Origin of the sequence: Bradyrhizobium sp. RD5-C2, from assembly GCF_019972155.1 — a bacterium.
In the GTDB taxonomy this organism is placed as follows: domain Bacteria; phylum Pseudomonadota; class Alphaproteobacteria; order Rhizobiales; family Xanthobacteraceae; genus Bradyrhizobium.
The window spans coordinates 76,721-99,237 of the sequence record NZ_BOVL01000017.1 but is presented as its reverse complement, the minus strand read 5'-3'; the positions used below and the strand labels follow the sequence as shown (position 1 = coordinate 99,237).

The window sequence follows — 22,517 nt, the reverse complement described above, 5'->3', positions numbered from 1 at the left end:
CAAAGGTTGGGCCGGCGACCGTCGTGCCCATCCGTATGCTCGCACTAGATGGTGGGTGTGCTCGGCTTTGCCCAGCCCGTGCTCTCGCATTTTCTACCTTGCGGAATGCGTCGCGAGGGATGCAGCCAGAGCAGCGCCTCCGCGCAAGATCGCCGTAGTGGAAACCGGCTTGGCTTGACCATCCATGATGCGCTAGCGTCGCGGAAGCCTGATGCCAACAAGCACAAAAAACGGCTGCCGGGAGAAAACCAGTCCATGAAATCACCGATCTGCGACATGCTGGGAATCGAATTTCCCCTGCTCGCTTTCAGCCATTGCCGCGACGTTGTGGCGGCGGTCAGCCGCGCCGGCGGCTTCGGCGTATTCGGCGCGACCCGGTATCTGCCGGAGACGCTGGAGCAGGAATTGAAATGGATCGACGATCACGTCGACGGCAAGCCCTACGGCATCGACGTGCTGATCCCCGAAAATATCTCGACCGCGGGTGAGAAGAACGTCACCTGGAAGAGCCTCGAGAAACGCGTTTCGCAGGAGCATCGCGATTTCACCCGCAATCTCCTCAAGAAATACAACATCGAGCTCACGGCGCAGAGTGTCGCCGACAACCAGCCGCAGCCGTTCGACGCCGAGACCGCGCTGCAATTGCTCGAGGTCTCGTTCCGCCATCCGATCCGGCTGATCGCCAACGCACTCGGCGTGCCGCCGAGAGCGATGATCGAGATGGGCCGCAAGCACGGTGTGCCGGTGGCGGCGCTGGTCGGCTCCAAGGAACATGCGCTGCGTCAAGTCGCAGCCGGCGTCGACATCCTCGTCGCGCAGGGCACTGAGGCCGGCGGTCATTGCGGCGAAGTCTCGACCATGGTGCTGGTCCCCGAGGTGATCAAGGCGGTCAGGAAGATCCGCGACGTGCCGGTGCTCGCCGCCGGCGGCATCATGACCGGCAGCCAGATGGCGGCCTGCATGGCGATGGGCGCTGCCGGCGCCTGGACCGGCTCGGTGTGGCTTGCCACCGTGGAGTCGGAGACCTCGGAGATATTCCGCGAGAAGATGATCGCGGCGTCCTCGCGCGATGCGATCCGCTCGAAGGGCCGCACCGGCAAGCCGGCGCGGCAGCTCCGCTCGGTGTGGACCGACGCCTGGGACCGCTCACCGGATAGCCCCGGCGCGCTGCCGATGCCGCTGCAAAGCATCATCAGCCGCGACGCCTTCAACGCCATCGACCGCGCCGCTGCGGCCGGCAACGAGAAGGCGCGCGACCTCGTCAGCTACTTCGTCGGCCAGGGCGTCGGCCTGGTCGACAGCGTGAAGTCGGCGGGCGCCGTGGTGCAGGAGTTCAAGGAAGAATTCGTCGAGGCCGTCGAGCACATGAACGCGCTGGTGGCGGAGTGATACGGCCACCGCCGTCATTGCGAGCGAAGCGAAGCAATCCAACTCGCCCCGGGTGGAGAATGGATTGCTTCGTCGCTTCGCTCCTCGCAATGACGACCAATTAGCCACCAAATCAATATCCCGGAGTGAAGCAACCAGAATGTCGAACAGCATCCCCGAAGACCGCATTCCCGTCATGGTCGGCGTTGGCGAGATCGTCGATCGTCCCAAGGACATCGCCGCCGGCCTAGAGCCGCTCACTCTGCTGGAAGAGGCGCTGAAGCGCGCCGAGGCCGACAGCGGCGCAAAACTGCTCTCCGACGTGCAGTCGCTCGACGTCGTCAACTTCCTGAGCTGGCGCTATCGCGATCCCGAAAAGCAGCTGGCGCAGCGGCTCGGCATCGCGCCCGCGCATCTCTACTACGGCCCGGTCGGCGGCGAGAGCCCGATCCGCTACCTGCACGAGGCGGCGCAGCGCATCGCGCGTGGCGAATGCAGCGTTGCCGCGGTCTGCGGTGCGGAGGCGCAGTCGACCGCGACCAAGGCGCAGCGCGCCGGCGTCGAACTGCCGTGGACGCCGTTCGCGCATGACGTGGAGGAGCCGAAGCGCGGCGCCGCGTTCCAGAAGCCGCTGGCCGTTGCGCTCGGCGTGTTCCGGCCGATCACGGTCTATCCGCTCTATGAGTCCGCAACCTCGGCGCATTGGGGCCAGACGCCGCGCGAGGCGCTGAAGGAGTCCGGCGATCTGTGGTCGACCTACGCGCGAGTTGCGGCCGACAATCCGAACTCGTGGCTGAAGAAGCGCTTCACCGGCGACGAGATCACGACCGCGACGCCGGACAACCGGATGATCGCCTGGCCCTACACCAAGCTGATGGTGGCGAACCCGACGGTGAACATGGGTGGCGCGCTGATCCTGACCAGCCTGGCGAAAGCGCGCGCCGCCGGCGTGCCCGAGGACAAACTGATCTATCCGCTCGGCGGCGCCTCGGCGGAAGAGCCGCGCGACTATCTGATCCGCGACCAGTTCGTCGAGAGCCACGCGCAGAATGCGGTGCTGAAGGCGGTGATGGATCTCGTCGGCGGCGACGGCAGGAAGTTCGATGCGATCGAGCTCTATAGCTGCTTCCCCTGCGTGCCGAAGATGGCGCGCCGGACGCTCGGCCTCGGCGCCGACGTGCAGCCGACCGTGACCGGCGGTCTGACGTTCTTCGGCGCGCCGCTCAACACCTACATGACGCATTCGGCCTGCGCGATGGTGCGCAAGCTGCGCAACGGCGGCACGCTCGGCCTGCTCTACGGCCAGGGCGGCTTCGTCACCAAGCATCATGGCCTCGTGCTGTCGCGCGCGGCGCCGACGACGGCACTCAAGCAGGACACGAGCGTGCAGGCGGAGGCGGACCGCCACCGCCGCACCGTGCCCGATTTCACCGCCGAGGCGACAGGGAAAGGCAAGGTCGAAGCCTTCACCGTGATCTATCGCGCCAATGGCGAGGTCGAGCACGGCGTCACCATGCTGCGCACCGAAGACGGCCGCCGCACGCTCGGCCGCATCCCGGCGAGCGACACGGCGACGCTGACCTATCTGCAGGATCTCGACCGCACGCCGGTCGGCAGCACGGGCGACATCGTCACGGCGAGCGATGGTGTGCGGGAATGGCGGGTGGGATAAGACCTCTGGCCCCGGACGCGGTGTAAGACTCCCTCGCCCCGCTCTTGCGGGGTCGAGACGAGCGAAGCTCGCTCTTAGAGGGTTGGGGTGAGGGCTGCTTCCGCGAGCTCGGAACGTGGTGAGACCTGTACCCCTCACCCGGATTGCATCGGGCGATGCAATCCGACCTCTCCCCGCAAGCGGGGCGAGGTAAGGGCCGCCCGCCCCACGCATCGGCTGAAAACAGAAATGCCCGGGACAAGGCCGGGCATGACGAAGGGGAAGCTACCCCTTCACGTCCTGCTTTTCCGACGCCGTCGTCGGCTTGCCCTTGGCGCCGGCGCCGGTGACGCGGACATGATCGCCGTCGGCGAGTCCGTCCGGCGGAGCGGTGATGATGCGGTCGTCGGGGGCGAGGCCCGAGGCGATCTCGATCTCCTTGCCGAGATCGCGGCCGATCTTCACGGTCTTGAACAGCACCTTGTCATCGGGGCTGACGGTCGCGACGCGCAGGCCGCTGCTGTTGAAGATCAGCGCGCTGGCAGGAATGCTGAGCGGCGCGGCCTCGCGCTGCAAATTGAGCTTCACGCTGGCATAGCTGCCCGGCATCAGTTCGCCGGAGGAATTGTCGAGCCCGAGCTGCATCCGCGTGGTGCCGGAGGCGACATCGACCGCCTGCGAGGAGGCTTCGACCGTCGCCTGGAAGGTGCGGTTCGGGTAATCCGGCAATACCAATGAGGCCTTGGCGCCGATCTTGATCGCCGGAACGTAGTTCTGCGGCACGTTGACGTAGACGCGCAGCTTGGTGATGTCCGAGATCGTGAACATCGCCGGACCCGAGTTGCCCCCGGCATTGATCAGCGCGCCGACGTCGGTGTCGCGCGAGGTCACCACGCCATCGAACGGCGCCGTGATCTTCTTGTAACCGGCGAGCGCTTCCAGCCGCTCGACATTGGCCTGGCCGGACCTAACCGCACCGTTCTTGTTGGAGAGGTCGGCGGTGCGCTCGTCGATCTCCTGGGCGGAGACGAAGTTCGAGGCGACCAGCGTCTTGCGCCGGGTCAGCGTGGCCTCTGAAAGCTTGGCCGAGGCCTGGGCGCTGGCGAGATCGGCGCGCGCCTGCAGCAATTGCTGGTCGAGGTCGGGCGCTTCGATCTCCGCGATCACCTGGCCGGCCTTGACCCGGGCCCCGATGTCGGCGTCCCAGTTTTTCAAATAGCCGGACACCCGGGCGAAGATCGGTGCGCGGGAATAGGCCTCGAGCCGGCCCGGCAGGTCGATCGTGGGGCTCAGCGCCTTGGCGTTGGGTAGCGCCACCGCAACGGTCGGAACGGCCTGGTCATCGGTCCATTGCTTCAGCCTGGTGTCCTGCTCCTCGCGGGCGCGGATCCCCGTGCCGACGATCAGCCCTGCGCCGACCAATGCAACCACGCCGAATATGCCCAATCTCCGGCGGGACACCGGTGGGCGCTGTTCAGTGGGCTGCATGCGGAATCTCCGATGAGGCGGCGGCTTTGGCGCCCTGCTTCTTGTGTACCATACTGAATACCACGGGAACAAACATCAGCGTCGCGAAGGTGGCGAAGATCAGGCCGCCGATCACGGCGCGGCCCAGAGGGGCGTTCTGCTCGCCGCCCTCGCCGAGCCCCAGCGCCATCGGCGCCATGCCGATGATCATGGCGAGCGCGGTCATCAGCACCGGGCGGAACCGGACGAAACCGGCCTCCAGCGCCGCCGCGACGGGATCGCCGAGTTCCTCATAGCGCTCGCGAGCGAAGCTGATCACGAGCACGCTGTTGGCGGTCGCGACGCCCATGCACATGATGGCGCCGGTGAGCGCCGGAACCGACAGCGTGGTCTGGGTCGTGAACAGCATCCAGACGATGCCGGCAAGTGCTGCCGGCAGCGCCGTGATGATCACGAACGGATCCGACCAGGACTGGAAGTTCACCACGATCAGGAAGTAGATCAAGACGACCGCGCCGAGCAGGCCGAACAAGAGGCCGGTGAAGGCCGAGTTCATGGTCTGCACCTGACCGAGCAGCACCACCGACGAGCCCTTCGGCACCTCCTTGGCGGTGTCGGCGATCAGCTTGCGCACATCGGTCGCGACGCCGCCGAGATCGCGGCCCTGCGTGGTGGCGTAGATCTGCACCAGCGACTGGATGTCGTATTGCGACACCACCGCACTCGAGGTCGCGCGCTTGATGTCGGCGATGCCGCCGAGGATCGGCGCCTGGGTGTTGCCGGTCGCGGTGATCGGCAGCGTCTGCAGCGCGCTCAGCGAGTCGATCTGGTATTGTGGCGTCTGCATCACGATCGAATAGGACACGCCGTTATCGGGGTTGAGATAGTAGGTCGGCGCGACCTGCGAAGAGCCGGCAAGATTGACGACCAGCGAGTTGGTGACGTCGCGTTCGGTCAGGCCGACATATTGCGCGCGGGTGCGGTCAACGTCGATGTTGAAGGTCGGATTGTTCGGCGACTGCTGGATCCGCGCGTCGGCAATGCCGGGGATGCGCTTGATCTTGGCCAGCAGCTTGTTGGCGTAAGCAAAGTTGGCGTCGAGATTGGCACCGCGGATCTGCAGGTCGATCGGCGCCGGCGCGCCGAAGTTCAGGATCTGGCTGACGATGTCGGCCGGCAGGAACGCGAAGCTGGTGCCCGGGAACAGCCGCGGCAATTGCTCACGCAGCGTGCGGACATGCTCTTCCGTCGGCTTGTGGCCTTCCTTCAAGCGGATCTGGATGTCGCCGTCCTGCGGACCGATCACGCCGGTGTTGTTGTAGGTCATGTTGATACCGGAGATCGGCATGCCGATGTTGTCGGTCATGGTCTCGATCTCGCCGGGGACCAGCTTGCGGATCGCCTTCTGGATGTCGGCGAGCTGGTTGGCGGTCTCCTCGACGCGGGTGCCGACCTGGGTGCGGACATGCATCAGGATGTTGCCGGCATCGACCGACGGGAAGAAGTTGCGTCCCAGGAACGGTACCAGCAGGAACGAGACGGCGACCACCGCGAGGAAGCCGCCAACGAACACCTTGCGGTGGCCGAGCGCCATCGCGAGCAAACCGTGATAGCCGCCGCGGATGCGCTCGAACCGCGCCTCGAAGCCGCGCTGGAACCACACCAGGGGATTGCGCGACTTCGGCGGCGCGCCCTCGTGATGGACGTGCGCCTGCAGCAGATAGTTCGCCATGGTAGGCACCAGGGTGCGCGACAGGATGAACGACCAGATCATCGCGAACATGACAGCTTCGGCCATCGGCACGAACAGGAAGCGCGCGACGCCGGTCAGGAAGAACATCGGCACGAACACGATGCAGATACAGAGCAGCGAGACGAAGGCCGGCGTCACGATCTGGTTGGCGCCGTCGAGGATCGATTGCTCGACCGGCTTGCCCTGCTCCAGGTGGTAGTTGATGTTCTCGATCGTCACCGTGGCGTCGTCGACCAGGATGCCGACCGCGAGCGCAAGGCCGCCGAGCGTCATGATGTTGAGCGTCTCGCCGATCAGGGACAGCATGATGATCGCGCCGAGCACCGACAGCGGGATCGACACCGCGATGATGACGGTCGAGCGCCAGCTGCCGAGGAACAACAGGATCATCACGCTCGTGAGCAGCGCCGCGATCACACCCTCGAAGGCGACGCCGGTGATCGCGCCGCGGACGAACACCGACTGGTCGCCGATGAAGCCGATCTTCAGCGCGTCCGGCATCTGGTCCTTGACGTCGATCACCTTCTGCTTGATGCCGGAGATGATATCGAGCGTCGAGGTGGCGCCGGCCTTCAGCACCATCATCAACACCGAGCGGTTGCCGTCGACATGGACGATGTTGGTCTGCGGCGGGTTGCCGTCGCGGACGGTGGCGACATCACGGACATAGACCATTGCGCCGTTGACCTGCTTGATCGGCAGGTCGCCGAGCTCCTCCATCCGGAGCGGCGAGTTGTTCAGGTTTACGGTGTATTCGAAATTGCCGATCTTCTGCGTGCCGACCGGTGTGATCAGGTTTTGTGCCGCGAGCGTGTTCGCGACGTCCTGACCGGACAGGCCACGCGCCTGCAGCGCGGTCGAATTGAGATCGATCTGGACCTGGCGCTGCTTGCCGCCGAACGGATACGGGATCGCGGCGCCAGGCACCGTGACCAGCGGCGTGCGCAGCTGGTTGATGCCGATGTCGGCGAGGTTCTGCTCGGTCAGGCCTTCGCCCGACAATGCGACCTGGATGATCGGAACCGTGGAGGCGCTGTAGTTCAGGATCAGCGGCGGCGTCGCGCCCGGCGGCATCTGCTTGAGCAGGGTCTGCGAAATCGCGGTGACCTGCGCGTTGGCGGTGCGGATGTCGACATTGGGCTGAAAGAAGATCTTGATGATGCCGAACCCGTTATACGAGTTGGCGGTGATGTGCTCGATGTCGTTGACCGTCGTGGTCAGCGCGCGCTGGAACGGCGAAGTAATGCGGCCGGCCATCTGGTCGGGCGGCAGACCGGTGTACTGCCAGACCACGCCGATCACCGGGATGCGGATGTCGGGAAAGATGTCGGTCGGCGTGCGCATCGCCGCCAACGGTCCGATAATCAACAGCAGGATCGCGAGCACGACGAAAGTATATGGCCGGCTCAGCGCGATACGAACCAGTGCGATCATAAAAGCAGCATTCCCGAAATGAAGCCCGCCCCGGGCAGCGGAATCGACATTGCAAAAGCCGTTCCGCAGCGGCCGATTTACCCGATGACGGGCAAAACGCCAACCTGCGGAGCCGCGGCGGCCTTCACTTCCTTGGCATAGCACGTGAAGCCGTGCGCTCGGATCGGGTACGCGGGGCACAGTGCCGCCGATCGCGCTCGGATCATCGTCAAAAAAGAGACGGCTCTGCTGCGAATGTGCGCCGGCCGAGCACGCCGTTTCGGCCGTCAGGAGGCTAACGCATCGCTGCTCTGCGAAAATGTAGAGCGTGGTGAGCCGGCCGGCTCACCACACCGGGATCGGTTGCCCCGACAACGATGTCTGTTTGGTCGAACCGGCGCCGGATCAGGCGGCGCGGACGGCGTTGAGGAACTTGCCGACTTCGAGCTTGAGGCGGCTGCTGTCACCCGAGAGCGACTGTGCCGCCGACAGCACCTGGGTCGACGCCGAGCCGGTCTCATTGGCGCCGTGCTGCACGTCGGTAATGTTGGCCGAGACCTGCTGGGTGCCCTGTGCCGCCTGCTGCACGTTTCGGGATATTTCCTGGGTCGCCGCGCCCTGCTCCTCGATCGCAGCGGCAATGGCGGACGAGATCTCCGACAGCCGCTCGATGGTCGAACCGATGGCGCGGATCGCGGCCACGGAATCCTCGGTCGCAGCCTGGATGCCGGAAACCTGCTGGCCGATCTCCCCGGTCGCCTTCGCGGTCTGCTCCGCGAGTGCCTTCACCTCCGATGCCACGACCGCGAAGCCACGTCCGGCCTCGCCGGCGCGCGCCGCCTCGATGGTGGCATTCAGCGCCAGCAGATTGGTCTGGCCGGCAATGGTGTTGATCAGCTCGACCACGTCACCGATCCGGGCGGCAGCCTTCGACAGCTCCCCGACCCGGTCATTGGTCGCACGGGCCTGGTTGACGGCATCGCCCGCCATCCGGGCCGATTCCTGCACCTGCCGGCTGATCTCGTTGACCGAGGATGACAGTTCCTCGGTTGCGGACGCCACCGACTGGACGTTGGTGGTGGCTTCCTCCGACGCAGCGGCGACGGTGGTCGCGAGGTTTTGCGAACGCTCGGCGGTCGAGGTCAGCGTGGTCGCGGACGCTTCGAGCTCGGTCGAGGCGGATGCGACGGTCTCGACGATCTCACCGACCGCGCGCTCAAAGCCATCGGCCAGCTGGAGCATGTCGGTGCGGCGCCGTGCGGCGGCGCGCGCCTCGATTTCCTTCTGCTCGCGCTCCATCCGGACCTTGGCAAGGCCATTGTCCTTAAACACAAGCGCGGTCTTGGCGACGTCGCCGACCTCATCGCGGCGATCGGTGCCGTGGACCGGGATGTCATAGCGGCCATCGGCAAGTTGCTGCAGCATCGCGACGACGGCACGGATCGGCTTCGCGACACCGTATTGTCCGACAACGAAGCCGAACAGCAACCCAAGCAGGACCCCCGAAGCAGCAAGCAGGATCAACAGCTCCGAGGTCGATACGTATTCCTGCTCACTGGCCTTGACGTTGTCCCTGACCCGCTCGTCCTGGCGGTCAGCGACGGCCCGAACCCTGGCCTGAAGCTCTTCCGCGGCCGTGCGGCTCTTCATCGCGACATCGCGCAGTTTCTCGGCGGACTGGGTCAGGTCGAGCGCCTTCGCGCTCTCGACCGCGTCAAGCGTCTGCTTCAGCTGGGCCCGATAGGCCGACAGCGCCGATCGCACGCCGGGCAGCAGCGCGATGGTTTGCGGGTCCTGAGTCTTGCTGATCGTTGCGATGCGCTCCTCGAGCGACTTGAACTGCTCATCGATCAGCGATCGAGCCGCAAGCCGGTTCTCGTCGCGCGGATCGAGCGCGCTGCGGAATTCGGCGCGGTTGATCGCGAGCACGTTCTGGTTGGCTTGCGCCGACAGCAACGCGCGTTCCGCGGCGCGCGCGGTGACGACGCCGCGTTCGCTGAGCGATTTCAACGAGGAGATCCCGAGATAGGCGAGCATCCCGGCGATGATCGAGAGACCGCCCACAATCGCCAGTATCTTCGTGAGAATGCGGAATCTCGCCAGGAACATCATCCGGTGCCTCGTTTGGAATGGATTTCGCGATTCTTGCAGATGGCCGCGTCGCGCTGTGGCAGGTTACCGCGCATGGACCTACGGTTCGTTAATCATGTCTTCCGTTGAATTACTGAGCGTGAAAGCGGCATCCACGCAAAGAAAAATGCCCGGCCTGCCGACCGGGCATTTTCGATGGTCAGAGATTCGGCCGGCGTCAGGCCGCGCGGACGGCGTCGAGGAACTTGCCGACCTCGAGCTTGAGGCGGTTGCTGTCACCCGAGAGCGACTGTGCCGCCGACAGCACCTGGGTCGAAGCCGACCCGGTCTCGTTGGCGCCATGCTGGACGTCGGTGATGTTGGCCGAGACCTGCTGGGTGCCCTGCGCCGCCTGCTGCACGTTGCGGGAAATCTCCTGCGTCGCCGCGCCCTGCTCTTCGACCGCGGCAGCAATGGTGGAGGAGATCTCCGACAGCCGCTCGATGGTCGACGAGATCTCCTTGATCGCGCCGACCGACTCCTGGGTCGCGGTCTGGATGCCGGCGATCTGCTGACCGATCTCGCCGGTCGCCTTCGCGGTCTGCTCGGCCAGCGCCTTCACCTCGGATGCCACGACCGCGAAGCCGCGGCCGGCTTCACCGGCGCGCGCCGCCTCGATGGTGGCGTTCAGCGCCAGCAGGTTGGTCTGGCCGGCAATCGTGTTGATCAGTTCGACGACGTCTCCGATGCGCGCGGCCGCCTTCGACAGCTCGCTGACGCGATCGTTGGTGGTGCGCGCCTGGCCGACGGCGTCGCCGGCCATCCGCGCCGATTCCTGCACCTGGCGGCTGATCTCGGTCACCGACGACGACAGCTCTTCGGTCGCCGACGCCACCGACTGCACGTTGGTCGAGGCCTCCTCGGATGCAGCGGCAACCGAGGTAGTCAGTTCCTGCGAACGCCTTGCGGTCGACGACAGCGTGCTGGCCGAGGCTTCGAGCTGGGTCGAGGCCGACGACACGGTCTGCACGATCTCGCCGATCATCTGTTCGAAATTACGGGTGATGGCGTCGACCCGTCGGCCACGCTCGATCTTGGCTTCGGCATCAGCGGCGGCGGCCTCATCGGCCGCCTTCTTGGCGACCAGGGCTTCCTTGAACACCTGCAACGTATCAGCCATGGCGCCGATCTCGGTCTTCTCGCCCTGATGCGGCACTTCCGCGGTCAGGTCGCCGCGGCCCAGCGCCTGCATCGGATTCACGATCGAGGCAATACCGGCGGAGACGTCGCGGATCATCAGGAAGCTGACGCCAACGCCGACGATGATGGCGGCGCCGAGGATCATGGCAAGGAACATGACGGCCGACGCGTAGCTGTTCGCTGCGTCCTGCGCGGCCTTGTCCGCGCCGGCATTGTTGAGGTCGATGTCCTTGCGCAGGATCTCATCCGCCTCGAGGCCGATCTTGTTCACCGTCTTGGCGTTCAGCTCGTGCGCGTCGTGCGGGATCTTGCCGACATCCTTGCGCGACAGGGCCATCACCTCCTCGGTACCCTTCTTGTAACGGGTCCAGGTGTCCACCCATTGATTGTAGAGCGCGCGCTCCTCGGGGGAGGTGATCAACGGTTCATAGATCGCGCGGAACTTGGTGTTGGCCTCGACCACGGTCGCGAGGGTCTTCTCCTGCGCGAGTTTGTCCTCCAGCGTCTCGGACAGCATGTGCTCGCGGATCACGTTGCGGTACGTGATGACGCCGGCGCGCAGATCCCCGAGTGCACGCACGCTCGGCAGCCAGCTGGTCGTGATGTCGACGGTGTTGGCATTGATCGACCGCAGATTCATGACCGCCAGTAGGCCCATGCCCGTTATCGCAACAAGCAGGAATGCAACCACGGCAATGATCTTGGCGCGGATCGAGAATTTGGCGAACATCGTGGGGTCTCTTGGGTGCCGGGCTCGCGAGACCCGTTCGTGCGGAAAGAAGACTGATGGCGCGGCGGTGCGCCGCACATATCAAAGCCAGCCCCCCTCCTTAAGTAGGGTTAATTTGCTTCACCGTTGAACTACGGAGATATCAGTCATCAGCCCGACATGATGCGCGACAGGCGCATCAAGGCATCAATGCCAGCGCGTCCGAGAAGAACTCCGGCCCGCCGAAATTGCCTGATTTCAGGGCGAGCACCATCTCGCCTTTTCCAGCGCCGACCGCGCGCAGAACCGGCACGCCCGCAGCGATTTCCGCCCCGACCAGGAATCCCGGGATACAAAGGCGATCGACCACAGCGCCCGACGTTTCACCACCGGCGACCACCAGCCTGTGCACACCCGACCGCACCAGGCCCTCGGCGATGTCGGCCATCGCCTGCTCGATCGCATGTCCGGCCGCATCACGGCCATGACGGGATTGCAGAGCTGCCACCTCCTCAGGAGTCGAACTACTGGCGATCAGGACTGGACCCATGCCGAGCCGCTCTTTGGCCCAGGCGAGCGCGCGCTGCGCCTCGTCCGTGCCGGCAATCACCCGCTCGGGGTCGAGGTGCAGGACCGGCATCACCTTCTCGGCGCTGGCGATCTGACGCAGCGTCGCCTGCGAACAGCTGCCGGCGAGGCAGGCGGCCGGCCCGCCGATCGCGGCGCTGGTCACGGCATTCGCAGCTGCCGATTTGGCCTTTCCAGCGGCGACCAGCGCCCGCGCCAGGCCAAGCCCGATGCCGGAGGCGCCGACCGAGAGACGGTGATCCAGCGCCACCTGGCCGATGGTTTCGAGGTCGCGATCGAACACCGCGTCGACGACAGCAGCGCCGATGCCGCTCCGCGCGAGCTCGGCGAGCTTTGCCCGAACCGCCTCGGTGCCGCGGGCAAGCGTCGCCAGATCGACCAGGCCGACCTTTGTCTTGCTCTGGCGCGCCAGCACGCGGACCAGATTGGAATCATGCATCGGGTTGAGCGGATGGTCCTTCAGCGGGCTCTCGTTCAGCGGCACCGAGCCGACGAACAGATTGCCCTGGTAGACGGTGCGGCCGGTTTCCGGGAAAGCCGGGGTCACCAGCACGATATTGTCTTTGGAGTCGGCGCGCAGCGCGTCCATCACCGGGCCGATATTGCCGGCATCGGTGGAATCGAAGGTCGAACAGATCTTGAACAGGATATGCCCGGCGCCGCGGTCGCGCAGCCAGGCCTCCGCGGCACGCGAACGCGTCACCGCAAGGTCGGCCTCGATCGAGCGGCTCTTCAGCGACACCACGACGGCGTCGACCTCCGGCAGCGCGAGATCGTCGGCGGGCACACCGATGGTCTGCACCGTGCGCAGGCCGGCGCGGGTCAGCGTGTTGGCGAGGTCGGAGGCGCCGGTATAGTCGTCGGCGACGCAACCGAGAGACAGGTTTCCGGCTCGCGTCACGGCTTCACTCCGGCATAGGGCTTGAACCAGGCGAGACCGTCGGTGGTCTTGCCGCGCGGATTGTATTCGCAGCCGACGAAGCCGCCATAGCCGAGCCGGTCGAGCTCACCGAACAGGAACGGATAGTTCAGCTCCTCGCCGTCGGGCTCGTTGCGCGAGGGGATCGAGGCGATCTGGATGTGACCGATCACAGGCATCATCTCGCGCAGCCGCATCGTGACATCGCCGTGGATGATCTGGCAGTGATAAATGTCGAACTGCAGCTTCAAGTTCGGGGCCTTCAGCTCGTTGATCAGGTCGCGCGCGAAGATGAAGTCGTTGAGGAAATAGCCAGGCACGTTGCGCGGATTGATCGGCTCGATCACGACATCGAGGCCGTGCGGCGCGAAGAACTCGGCGGCATGGGCGACCGATTTGCGAAACGCCGCAACCGCTTTGGCATCGCTGCGGTCGGCGATCCCGGCCATCAGATGCACGCGCTTGACGCCGGTCGCCTGCGCATAAGGCAGCGCGGTCTTCAGGCTCGCTTGCAAGTCGGCGAAGCGATCCGGCAGCGCCGCAAATCCCTTCTCGCCGGCGTTCCAGTCGCCTGGCGGCAGGTTGAACAGCGCCTGCGCCAACCCCGCAGCCTTGAGCCGCTTGCCGACCTCGTCGGCCGGATGGTCGTACGGAAACAGGAACTCGACCGCGGTGAAGCCCGCTTTCGCCGCCGCGTCGAAGCGGTCGAGGAACGGGACTTCGTTGAACATCATGGTGAGGTTGGCGGCAAAGCGGGGCATTGCAGAATCCTCTTATTTTGCGCCGGGAAGCTTGGTACCGGTGACCTGGGCATACATCCGCGCCACCGACGCATCGTCGTCGCGGCCCATGCCGGCGGCCGATGTCATCAGGAACATCTGCAGCGCTGCGGCCGAGACCGGTACCGGGAAGCGCGCATTGCGCGCCATGTCCTGGATGATGCCGAGGTCCTTGACGAAAATCTCCACCGCGCTGCGCGGCGCATAGTCGCCATCGAGCACATGCGGCATGCGGTTCTCGAACATCCAGGAATTGCCGGCGGAGGCCGTGATCACCTCATAGACCTTCCGGATGTCGAGACCCTGCCTGGCGGCGAAGGCGATCGCCTCCGAGGCGGCGGCGATATGCACGCCAGCCAGCAGCTGGTTGATCATCTTGAACGCGGCGCCCTGCCCTGCGGCATCGCCGAGCTCGTAGAGCTTTGCCGCCATCGCATCCAGCGCCGGCCGCGCCTTTGCGAACGCCTCCGCGCTGCCGGAGGCGAGGATCGTCAATTCACCCTGCGCCGCGCGCTGCGCGCCACCGGAGATCGGCGCATCAAGATAATGCCGGCCGGTCGCCTCGAGCTGCTTGGCCAGCCGTCGCGCGATATCGGGGTCCATGGTCGCCGAGGAAATGAAGACCGCGTCCTTCGCCAGGGTCTCGGCGGCGCCGTCCTTGCCGAACAGGATGGCCTCGGTCTGCGCCGCATTGACGACGACGCTGACGACAATGTCGGCATCCCTGGCCGCCTCGGCCGGTGTTTTAGCGCCCTTACCGCCGTCGCCCACGAAGCGCGCGACGGCATCGGCCGACACGTCGCAGCCGGTCACGACAAATCCGGCGCGCCTCAGCGAGGTCGCCATGCCGTATCCCATCGAGCCCAGCCCGATGACGGCGACGTGCGGTGTTGCGGAACTGGACATGCGGCGATCCTCGAACATTTTTAGTTGTTTGAGCATTTTCGGAACACCGGCTTGGTTTTCGCTAGCGCGGCCCGCCTTCGCTGGCGCGGCCTGCCGGGTCCGGATCATGCTCGTTGCTGCTTGCCTAACACGGCTTGGCCGTGCTGCCAAAGCATGAGACAAAGTGGAAAGCGGATTGCGGCGAGGCGAAACCAGGTGAGCGAAACAAAGCTTCGTGAGGACATCTGCCGCTTCGGCTGCTCGCTGTTCGAGCGCGGGCTGACGCCGGGCTCCTCGGGTAATATCAGCGTCCGGCTCGACGACGGCGGCTGGCTGGTGACGCCGACCAACGCCTCGCTCGGTTTCCTCGATCCGGCGAAAATGTCGCGGCTCGACGCCGATGGCCGTCTCATCTCCGGCGACGCCCCGACCAAGGAAGTGCCTCTGCACACCGCGCTCTACCAGACGCGCACCAGCGCCGGCGCGGTGGTGCATCTGCACTCGACCCATTCGGTCGCGCTTTCGATGCTGCCCGAGATCGACCCGCGCGCCGCGCTGCCGGCGATGACGGCCTATTATGTCATGAAATGCGGCCAGACCGCGCTGGTGCCCTATTATCGCCCCGGCGACCCCGCCGTTGCCGACGCGATCAGGGGGCTGGCCGGGAAATATTCATCGGTCCTGCTCGCCAATCACGGCCCCGTCGTTTCCGGCGACACGCTGGAGGCGGCGGTGTTCGCGACCGAGGAGCTCGAGGAAACCGCCAAGCTCTATCTGCTGCTGCGCGGGCTGAATCCGCGCTATCTCTCGCCCGAACAGGTGGCGGATTTGACGAAGGTGTTCGGGCTGACGCTGCCGGAACCCGGGCATTAGCGATGAGCGCACCAAGACGGCCTGCGCTGGTCGAGGTCGAAGCCGCAGCCCGTGTTCTCCACGAGGCGGGGCGCCACCATGGCTGGTGGCTTCCCAATGCGAGAACATACGACGAGCTTGCCGCGACCGATCCCATAGGAAAAAGCGAGTTCGATGGAATTGTGGAACAGATGCTGATCGCTGCCGCCACGGCGAGAGGTCAACCGAGCGCATCGTAGCGGGAAATACGGCCCCGGATGTCGCTTCGCTCATCCGGGCTAAGGCAGTGAAATGAAGGCTAAAGCCCCAGATACGCCTTGCGCACGTCGGGATTGCCGGTGATCTCGGCCGCGGTGCCCTGCATCAGCACGCGGCCGGTCTGCAGGATGTAGGCACGGTCGGCGATCTCCAGGCATTCGGCCATGCGCTGCTCGACGATCAGGACCGTCATGCCGGCGTCGCGGATGCGCTTCACGGCCTGGAAGATCTCGTCGACCAGCTTCGGCATGATGCCTTGCGACGGCTCGTCGAGCATCAGAAGCCGCGGTCGCGTCATCAGCGCGCGGCCGATCGCGAGCATCTGCTGCTCGCCGCCGGACAAGGTCTCCGCGCGCTGCTCCAGCCGCTCGCCGAGCCGCGGGAAAAGCTGGAACACCAGATCGAGCGGCGCATCGCGGTCGGATTGGCTGCGATAGAGGTAGCTGCCGAGCCGCAGATTGTCGCGCACCGAGAGTCGCGGAAACAGCCGGCGGTTCTCCGGCACGAAGGCGATGCCGCCGGCCGTGATGACGTGCTGCGGCTGGCCGTCGATCCGCTTGCCGTCGAAGGTGACGGTGCCGGCGCGCGGCCGCTCGGCGCCGGCGATCGATTTCAAAAGCGTCGACTTGCCCGCGCCATTGGCGCCCGCGACGCAGACGATCTCGCCCTTGGTGACGTCGATCGACACCGAGGAGATCGCAACCAGGCCCTGATAGGCGGTGGTGACTTCACGCACCGACAGCATGACGATCCCCAAGATAGGCAGAAATGACTTCCGGATTGCGGACGACTTCCGTTGGCTTGCCCTCGACCAGCACCTTGCCGAGATTGAGCACGATGGCACGGTCGACCAGCGGCATCACGATTTCCATCACATGCTCGACCATCAGCACTGTGACGCCGGTCGCGCGCACCTTGCGCACCAGCTCGACACCCGTCTGTGCCTCGACCGGCGTCAATCCGGTCAGCACTTCATCGAGCAGCAGCAGCTTCGGTTCGGTGGCGAGCGCACGGGCGACTTCGAGTCGGCGCTTCTCCGACGGGACGAGATCGGCAGCAAGCTTGTCGGCGCGCGCCGCAAGTCCGCAGAACTCAAGGACCTCATAGGCCTTCTGTCGCGCGATGCGCATCTTGGTGTTGCGGATCAGCGCGCCGACGATGACGTTGTCGATCACGGTCATGGTCTCGAAGCTCTTGACCACCTGGAAGGTGCGCCCGACGCCGCGCTGGCAGCGCTCGGCGGCCGGCAGCTTGGTCACGTCCTCGCCGTCGAAGATGATCGAGCCTTGGGTGGGCGGCAGCACGCCCGCGATCAGATTGAACAGCGTCGATTTTCCGGCGCCGTTCGGGCCGATCAGGCCGACGATCTCGCCGCGGCCGACCGAGATCGAGACGTCGCTGTTGGCGACGAGGCCGCCGAAGCGCTGCCAGACGCCGCGAGTCTCCAGGAGTACCGTCATCGCGCGGCCTCCTTGCGCCCGGAGAGCATGCTGAACACGCTGACGAGCCCCTTCGGCAGTGCCAGCGAGATCGCGACGATCAGCGCGCCATAGACGATCAGGTCGACGCCGCGGCCGGAACCGCCGACGAAGGACCGCGTCAACTCGGTGAGCGGGATCAGGATCACGGCGCCGAGCACCGGCCCCCACAGCGTGCCGATGCCCCCGAGCACCGCGGGCAGCGCCATCAGCAGCGAGAACTGGAAGCCCATCACGCTTTCGGGGTCGATATAGGAGACGAACTGGGCATAAAAGCTGCCGCCGACGGCAACGAGGAAGGCCGAGACCGCCGCCGCCCCCATCTTGGAATTGAATACGACCACGCCGAGACTCTCGGCGGCGTCGGGATTATCCTTCACCGCGCGCCACCAATAGCCCCATTTGGAATCTTCCAGCCACCAGGTGACGAGCCAGGCGATGCAGGCCAGCGCCAGCGCGAAATAGAAGTACGGTAGCTTGGAGCGGGTGAACTGGAATTTCAGCCAGCTGTCGCCGCGCACCGGGATATCGATGCCGAGGGCCGCGCCCGCCCAATCCCAGTTCTGGATCAGGAGCAGCGCGATCTCGGCGATCACGATGGTCGCGATCACGAAATAATGCCCGCGCAGGCGGAAGCAGGGATAGCCGAGCGCCATCGCGATCACCGCGGAGATCGCCCCGCCCGCCAGCATGCCGAACCACGGCAGCACACCGAACTTGGTGAACAAGAGTGCGGTGGTGTAGGCGCCGAGCCCGAAATACAGCGCGTGCCCGAGCGAGATCTGTCCGCAATAGCCGGACAGGATGTTCCAGCTCTGCGACAGTGCGGCATACATCAGGGTCAGGACCATGATGTTCTCGACGTAGACGTCCTTGACGAACAGCGGCACCAGCGCGGCGATCGCCGCAAGGCAGGCCGCCACGATCAGGTCACGCCTGCGGCGTTGGGCGAAGTGGGTGTCCATCACATCGATCCGAACAGGCCACGCGGGCGGATGAAGACGACCAGGAGATAGACGGCATAGATGCCGACCGATTTCAGCGACGGCGGCAGGATCAGCGCGGTGGTCGCCTCGACCAGGCCGACGATGATGCCGCCGGCAAAGGCGCCGAACACGCTGCCGAAGCCGCCGAGCGCCACGGTGACGTAGGCGATCAGCGCAAACGACGCGCCGACGTCGGGATAGATGTAGAAGAAGATCGCCATGATGGCACCGGCAAGGCCGACCAGCGCCGCACCAAGGCCCCAGCCGAGCGCAAACACCCGGTTCTTGTCGATGCCGACCAGCGCCACCGCGCCGGCGTCCTCGCGTGTCGCCTCGAGCGCGCGCCCGAAATCGGTGCGATTGATGAAGAAGTAGAGCGCGACAAAGGCCGCGATCGACAGCATCGCGCCGATCAGCTGCGGCTCCGGCAGATAGATGCCGCCAATCGAGATCGTCTTGCCGCCGACCCAGGAGTTGGTGACGCTGCGGTAGTCCGGCGTGAAGAAGAACTGGGCAAGGCCCCGCATCACGATCGCAAGGCCGAAGGTGGAGAAGATCTGCACCATGCCGGCATTGGCCTTGGCGCGCATCGCGAAGCGGACCACCAGCAGGTAGACCACCGCGCCGAACACGAACAATGCCGCGGCGACCAAAGGCGCCGCAAGCAAGGGATCGATCGCGAAGAACGCGAACAGGAAGAAGGTCACGTACATCGCGATCATCAGGAACTCGCCGTGCGCGAAATTCACGACGTCCATCAATCCGAAGATCAATGCGAGGCCGGCGGCGATCAGTCCGTAGAGCAGCCCCATCAAGAGGCCGCTCGCCAAACTCTGGATAATGGTCTCGGCTGTCACCGTCGTCTGCCCCCCTCTAGCGTCCGACCGATCAGCTGTTCATCGGCCAGATCGCCTCGGAGACGGCGGCCTGTTCCGGGAAGATCGTCACGAAGTTCTTCGCGGTGTATTGCAGCAGCACCGGATCGGCGAAATTGTTCTGCCCCATCTCGTCGAACTTGACGCGCCGCCACGGCATGATGGTGACGTCGCCGGGCATGTCGGTGGCGACCAGCGCCTCGCGGATCTTCTCGCCGTCGGTCGACTTGGCACGGTTGACGGCATCGGCCATCACGATCAGGCCCATGAACTGGCGCGAGGTGTAATCGTTGAAGTCCTTGCCGGACTTGGCGCGGTACATCTCGTTGATGAGACCGACCATCGGCCGCTTCTGTGCCAGATCGAGCGAGAAGCTGCCGCGCGAGATCACGCCCTCGAGCTTGTCGCCGACCGCGTCATAGGTCGCCTTCTCCGAGAAGCCGGCATCCTGCGCCATGATGTTCTTCGGCTTGTAGCCGAGCTCGGCCATGGTCTTGACCAGCAGGATCGAGTCGGTGGTGTAGCTCGACGGCATCAGCACGTCGGCGTTCGCCGCCTTGAGCTGCTGTACCTCGGCGGTCAGCGACGGCGAGTTGGCGCGGTACTTGATGTCGGCCACGATCTTGTAGCCGCGCTCGCCGGCGAGCTTGGTCTGGGCGTTCGCCGAATCGGTGCCGAAGATGGTGTCCTCGTGGAACAGCGCCAGGGTCTCGATCTTCTGGCCCTTCTTCTTCATCGCATCGAAGAAGTCGAACATCGCGGCCGAGAACATCTCGTCATGCGGCGAAGCGCGGAAATAATACTTCAGGCCTCGGCGATGCAGGCTCGGGGAGGAGTTGTCGGCCGAGATGAACGGAACGCCGTAGCGCTCGCAGGTCTGGCTGACGGTGACGGCAACCGCGCTCTGATAGGTGCCGACGACGGCACAGACCTTCTCCTGGGTGATCAGGCGCTCGGTCTCGGCGCGGCCCTTCTGCGGGTCGGCCTGGTGGTCGGCGAACACGAGGCGGACCTTGGCGCCGCCGAGGTCGGACAGGCCCTCGCCCTTGGCGAGCGGCAGTGCGAAATCATAGTTCTTGTTGATGATCTCGGCCGCGGTGTTGAAGGCATGCTGCGCGTCGACACCGATCGCTGCGCTTGAGCCGGACAGCGGATAAATCACGCCGATTGCCACTTCGCTTGTCTGCGCGCGCGCGGCCATCGGACCGAGCGCAGCGGCAGCAGTGGCACCCAGCAACACGTTACGGCGAGAGATCGTCATCGAAATTCCCCTTGGTCAGCTTGTTATTATCGATGTGACGCTTGTAGCGCGCAGTAAAGCCTCAATGAATTGCACGAATTGCCTATTCAGAGCACAGCCAGCTGCTTGTTCCTGAGATCGGTCACCAGCATCAGGCCCGGCGAATGCGTGATCGCGAAAGGCAGCTTCGCACTTGCGATCACCGATTGCGGCGTCACGCCACAGGCCCAGAACACCGGGATCTCGTCATCGGCCACCGGCACCGGATCGCCATAGTCGGGCTTGGCGATGTCCTTGATGCCGATTGCATGCGGATGGCCGAGATGGACCGGTGCGCCGTGCACCGACGGGAAACGCGAGGTGATCTGCACCGCGCGGATCGCATCCGCCGGCTTGAACGGGCGCATCGACACCACCATCGGTCCCGCGAACGGCCCCGACGGCTGGCAGGCGATGTTGGTCCGGTACATTGGCACACGCAGGTTGCGTTCGATGTGACGGATCGGCAGCCCGTCCTCCAGCAGCGCCTCCTCGAACGAATAGGAGCAGCCGAGCACGAAGGTGACGAGATCGTCGCGCCAGTATTTGGTGATGTCGGTCGGCTCGTCGGCCACCTCGCCGTCGCGCCAAACCCGGTAGCGCGGCACGTCGGTGCGGATGTCGAGGTCGAGGCCGAGCGCGGGGATGCGGGGATCGCCCACATCGGACATGCCGATGATCGGGCACGGTTTGGGATTGAGCTGGCAGAAGCGATGGAAGGCGCCGGCCAGCTTCTCCGGCAGGATCGCCAGATTGCCTTGGACGAAACCGTTGGCGAGACCGGCCGTGGTGGCCGAGGCCATGCCGTTGCGGCTGGCGCGCCGCGCTTCGACGCTCGCCAGCACCGGCTCCCCCTGAGATCGCTGCACTGCCGCAAAAACAGTCATGGGATTCTCCTGCCCATAATCTCGACAAGGACAAACCAACACCAAGCGTGATATAATGTCTAATCGTCCTTTCTAATCAAAATCGATAAATAGGATTTATCGATCGGGGATATGCTTCCAATGACGGACTTCCGCTCGATCGAAACCTTCCTCTGGGTCGTCAAGCTCGGCAGCTTCCGCGGCGCCGCCCAGCGGCTCAACACCACCCAGCCCGCGATCTCCCAGCGCATCGCCCAGCTCGAGCGCGAGATGGGCGTCAAGCTGTTGAACCGGGATCACCGGGTGGCCTCGCCGACGCCGAGCGGACGGCTGATGATGACCTACGCCGAGAAACTGATCGGCCTGCGCTCGGAGATGATGGCGGAGGTCGGCGACCGCTCGGCGATGCGCGGCGCGCTGCGGCTCGGTGTCGCGGAGACCATCGTGCACACCTGGCTGCCGCGGCTGGTCAAGAGCGTCAACGAGATCTACCCGAACCTGTCGCTCGAGATCGAGGTCGACATCACGCCGAACCTGACCCCGCGGCTGCTGGCGCAGGAGATCGAGCTCGCCTTCGTGCTCGGACCGGTCTCGGCATCCGGCGCGCACAATCATGTGCTGTGCGATTACCCGATCGGTTTCCTGGCGAGCCCGTCGCTCGGTCTCGGCCCCGGCCCGGTGGCGCGGCGGGATCTGGCGCGGTTTCCGATCATCACGTTTCCGCGCAAGACCCAGCCCTATGAGACCGTGCGTGCGCTGTTCAATGCCCCCGATCTGCCGCCGATCCGGCTGCATGCCTCGACCTCGCTCGCGACCGTGATCCACATGGCCAATGAAGGCCTTGGCATTGCGGTGATTCCGTCGGCGATCGTCGAGAACGAACTCGCTGACGGCCGCTTGCAATTGCTCGATACCGACCTCAAGCTGCCGCCCCTCACCTTCACCGCGAGCTGGCTCGCCTCCCCCGATGCGGTCGCCATCGAGCGCGTCGCCCATCTCGCCAGGCAGATCGCGCAGGCGAGCGTGGCGGTTGACGCGATGGACGCGGCGCGCCATTGAACGAGTGCCGGATAATCAAACGTCATTCCGGGGCGGCTCGAAGAGCCGAACCCGGAATCTCG

Annotated in this window: 17 protein-coding genes; 4 read left to right on the top strand and 13 right to left on the bottom strand. The window is 65.2% G+C overall.

Translation table 11 applies throughout. The features are described 5' to 3' along the window. Positions 1 to 255: 255 nt before the first annotated feature. Complete coding sequence (locus BraRD5C2_RS20475) at positions 256 to 1,389, top strand: nitronate monooxygenase (protein WP_223970758.1); 1,134 nt, start codon at positions 256 to 258, stop codon at positions 1,387 to 1,389. A 139-nt stretch (positions 1,390 to 1,528) separates the two neighbouring features. Next, positions 1,529 to 3,040 (top strand): acetyl-CoA acetyltransferase, encoded by a 1,512-nt coding sequence (locus BraRD5C2_RS20470; RefSeq protein ID WP_223970757.1) that lies wholly within the window; start codon positions 1,529 to 1,531, stop codon positions 3,038 to 3,040. 264 nt (positions 3,041 to 3,304) lie between these two features. Here the strand turns inward: BraRD5C2_RS20470 and BraRD5C2_RS20465 are convergent, their stop codons facing one another. The 7 genes from BraRD5C2_RS20465 to ltnD all read right to left on the bottom strand — a co-directional run bounded on the left by BraRD5C2_RS20465 (position 3,305) and on the right by ltnD (position 14,823). Further along, entirely contained in the window at positions 3,305 to 4,507 is a 1,203-nt protein-coding gene (locus BraRD5C2_RS20465) for an efflux RND transporter periplasmic adaptor subunit (RefSeq protein ID WP_223970756.1), read from the bottom strand. After that, positions 4,494 to 7,673, bottom strand: coding sequence for an efflux RND transporter permease subunit (locus tag BraRD5C2_RS20460; protein ID WP_223970755.1), 3,180 nt, complete (start codon positions 7,671 to 7,673; stop codon positions 4,494 to 4,496). The genes BraRD5C2_RS20465 and BraRD5C2_RS20460 overlap by 14 nt, the downstream gene beginning before the upstream one ends. A 384-nt stretch (positions 7,674 to 8,057) precedes the next feature. Next, positions 8,058 to 9,764: a methyl-accepting chemotaxis protein gene (locus BraRD5C2_RS20455; protein ID WP_223970754.1), complete on the bottom strand. Its 1,707-nt coding sequence runs from the start codon at positions 9,762 to 9,764 to the stop codon at positions 8,058 to 8,060. Positions 9,765 to 9,960: 196 nt separating this feature from the next. Beyond that, positions 9,961 to 11,652 (bottom strand): methyl-accepting chemotaxis protein, encoded by a 1,692-nt coding sequence (locus BraRD5C2_RS20450; RefSeq protein WP_223970753.1) that lies wholly within the window; start codon positions 11,650 to 11,652, stop codon positions 9,961 to 9,963. Between the two features lie 178 nt (positions 11,653 to 11,830). Beyond that, the gene (gene otnK, locus BraRD5C2_RS20445; protein WP_223970751.1) at positions 11,831 to 13,120 is read right to left on the bottom strand and encodes a 3-oxo-tetronate kinase; all 1,290 of its coding nucleotides are present in this window, start codon (positions 13,118 to 13,120) and stop codon (positions 11,831 to 11,833) included. Beyond that, positions 13,117 to 13,899 carry a 2-oxo-tetronate isomerase gene (gene otnI / locus BraRD5C2_RS20440; RefSeq protein WP_223970749.1) on the bottom strand — a complete coding sequence of 261 codons (783 nt, stop codon included), beginning with the start codon at positions 13,897 to 13,899 and terminating at the stop codon, positions 13,117 to 13,119. Before otnI ends, otnK begins: the two co-directional genes overlap by 4 nt. Positions 13,900 to 13,911: 12 nt before the next feature. Further along, positions 13,912 to 14,823 carry an L-threonate dehydrogenase gene (gene ltnD / locus BraRD5C2_RS20435; protein ID WP_223970747.1) on the bottom strand — a complete coding sequence of 304 codons (912 nt, stop codon included), beginning with the start codon at positions 14,821 to 14,823 and terminating at the stop codon, positions 13,912 to 13,914. 153 nt (positions 14,824 to 14,976) lie between these two features. Here ltnD and otnC point away from each other — a divergent pair, with 153 nt between their 5' ends. Next, on the top strand, positions 14,977 to 15,675 hold the full coding sequence (gene otnC / locus BraRD5C2_RS20430; protein ID WP_223970746.1) for a 3-oxo-tetronate 4-phosphate decarboxylase: 699 nt from the start codon (positions 14,977 to 14,979) through the stop codon (positions 15,673 to 15,675). 277 nt (positions 15,676 to 15,952) lie between these two features. Here the strand turns inward: otnC and BraRD5C2_RS20425 are convergent, their stop codons facing one another. The 6 genes from BraRD5C2_RS20425 to BraRD5C2_RS20400 all read right to left on the bottom strand — a co-directional run bounded on the left by BraRD5C2_RS20425 (position 15,953) and on the right by BraRD5C2_RS20400 (position 21,417). After that, a complete protein-coding gene (locus tag BraRD5C2_RS20425; RefSeq protein WP_223970745.1) occupies positions 15,953 to 16,657 on the bottom strand; it encodes an ABC transporter ATP-binding protein in 705 nt (234 codons plus the stop codon). After that, positions 16,641 to 17,372, bottom strand: a complete 732-nt coding sequence (locus BraRD5C2_RS20420) for an ABC transporter ATP-binding protein (RefSeq protein WP_223970744.1) — start codon at positions 17,370 to 17,372, stop codon at positions 16,641 to 16,643. The genes BraRD5C2_RS20425 and BraRD5C2_RS20420 overlap by 17 nt, the downstream gene beginning before the upstream one ends. After that, the gene (locus tag BraRD5C2_RS20415) at positions 17,369 to 18,355 is read right to left on the bottom strand and encodes a branched-chain amino acid ABC transporter permease (protein WP_223970743.1); all 987 of its coding nucleotides are present in this window, start codon (positions 18,353 to 18,355) and stop codon (positions 17,369 to 17,371) included. Before BraRD5C2_RS20415 ends, BraRD5C2_RS20420 begins: the two co-directional genes overlap by 4 nt. Then, positions 18,355 to 19,233, bottom strand: coding sequence for a branched-chain amino acid ABC transporter permease (locus tag BraRD5C2_RS20410; protein WP_223970742.1), 879 nt, complete (start codon positions 19,231 to 19,233; stop codon positions 18,355 to 18,357). Before BraRD5C2_RS20410 ends, BraRD5C2_RS20415 begins: the two co-directional genes overlap by 1 nt. Positions 19,234 to 19,264: 31 nt before the next feature. After that, entirely contained in the window at positions 19,265 to 20,512 is a 1,248-nt protein-coding gene (locus BraRD5C2_RS20405; RefSeq protein ID WP_223970741.1) for an ABC transporter substrate-binding protein, read from the bottom strand. 86 nt (positions 20,513 to 20,598) lie between these two features. Beyond that, complete coding sequence (locus BraRD5C2_RS20400; protein ID WP_223970740.1) at positions 20,599 to 21,417, bottom strand: putative hydro-lyase; 819 nt, start codon at positions 21,415 to 21,417, stop codon at positions 20,599 to 20,601. A 120-nt stretch (positions 21,418 to 21,537) separates the two neighbouring features. Between BraRD5C2_RS20400 and BraRD5C2_RS20395 the strand changes: the two genes are divergently transcribed. Then, the gene (locus BraRD5C2_RS20395) at positions 21,538 to 22,455 is read left to right on the top strand and encodes a LysR family transcriptional regulator (protein WP_223970738.1); all 918 of its coding nucleotides are present in this window, start codon (positions 21,538 to 21,540) and stop codon (positions 22,453 to 22,455) included. Positions 22,456 to 22,517 lie beyond the last annotated feature (62 nt).

Excerpts from the sequence above, each read along its gene's own strand:
- BraRD5C2_RS20475 (WP_223970758.1), top strand. The coding sequence starts at position 256 with ATGAAATCACCGATCTGCGACATGCTGGGAATCGAATTTCCCCTGCTC.
- BraRD5C2_RS20420 (WP_223970744.1), bottom strand. The coding sequence starts at position 17,372 with ATGACGGTACTCCTGGAGACTCGCGGCGTCTGGCAGCGCTTCGGCGGC.
- BraRD5C2_RS20455 (WP_223970754.1), bottom strand. The coding sequence starts at position 9,764 with ATGATGTTCCTGGCGAGATTCCGCATTCTCACGAAGATACTGGCGATT.
- BraRD5C2_RS20395 (WP_223970738.1), top strand. The coding sequence starts at position 21,538 with ATGACGGACTTCCGCTCGATCGAAACCTTCCTCTGGGTCGTCAAGCTC.
- otnC (WP_223970746.1), top strand. The coding sequence starts at position 14,977 with ATGAGACAAAGTGGAAAGCGGATTGCGGCGAGGCGAAACCAGGTGAGC.
- BraRD5C2_RS20465 (WP_223970756.1), bottom strand. The coding sequence starts at position 4,507 with ATGCAGCCCACTGAACAGCGCCCACCGGTGTCCCGCCGGAGATTGGGC.
- BraRD5C2_RS20425 (WP_223970745.1), bottom strand. The coding sequence starts at position 16,657 with ATGCTGTCGGTGCGTGAAGTCACCACCGCCTATCAGGGCCTGGTTGCG.
- otnI (WP_223970749.1), bottom strand. The coding sequence starts at position 13,899 with ATGCCCCGCTTTGCCGCCAACCTCACCATGATGTTCAACGAAGTCCCG.
- BraRD5C2_RS20470 (WP_223970757.1), top strand. The coding sequence starts at position 1,529 with ATGTCGAACAGCATCCCCGAAGACCGCATTCCCGTCATGGTCGGCGTT.
- BraRD5C2_RS20460 (WP_223970755.1), bottom strand. The coding sequence starts at position 7,673 with ATGATCGCACTGGTTCGTATCGCGCTGAGCCGGCCATATACTTTCGTC.
- BraRD5C2_RS20405 (WP_223970741.1), bottom strand. The coding sequence starts at position 20,512 with ATGACGATCTCTCGCCGTAACGTGTTGCTGGGTGCCACTGCTGCCGCT.
- BraRD5C2_RS20400 (WP_223970740.1), bottom strand. The coding sequence starts at position 21,417 with ATGACTGTTTTTGCGGCAGTGCAGCGATCTCAGGGGGAGCCGGTGCTG.
- BraRD5C2_RS20450 (WP_223970753.1), bottom strand. The coding sequence starts at position 11,652 with ATGTTCGCCAAATTCTCGATCCGCGCCAAGATCATTGCCGTGGTTGCA.
- ltnD (WP_223970747.1), bottom strand. The coding sequence starts at position 14,823 with ATGTCCAGTTCCGCAACACCGCACGTCGCCGTCATCGGGCTGGGCTCG.
- BraRD5C2_RS20415 (WP_223970743.1), bottom strand. The coding sequence starts at position 18,355 with ATGGACACCCACTTCGCCCAACGCCGCAGGCGTGACCTGATCGTGGCG.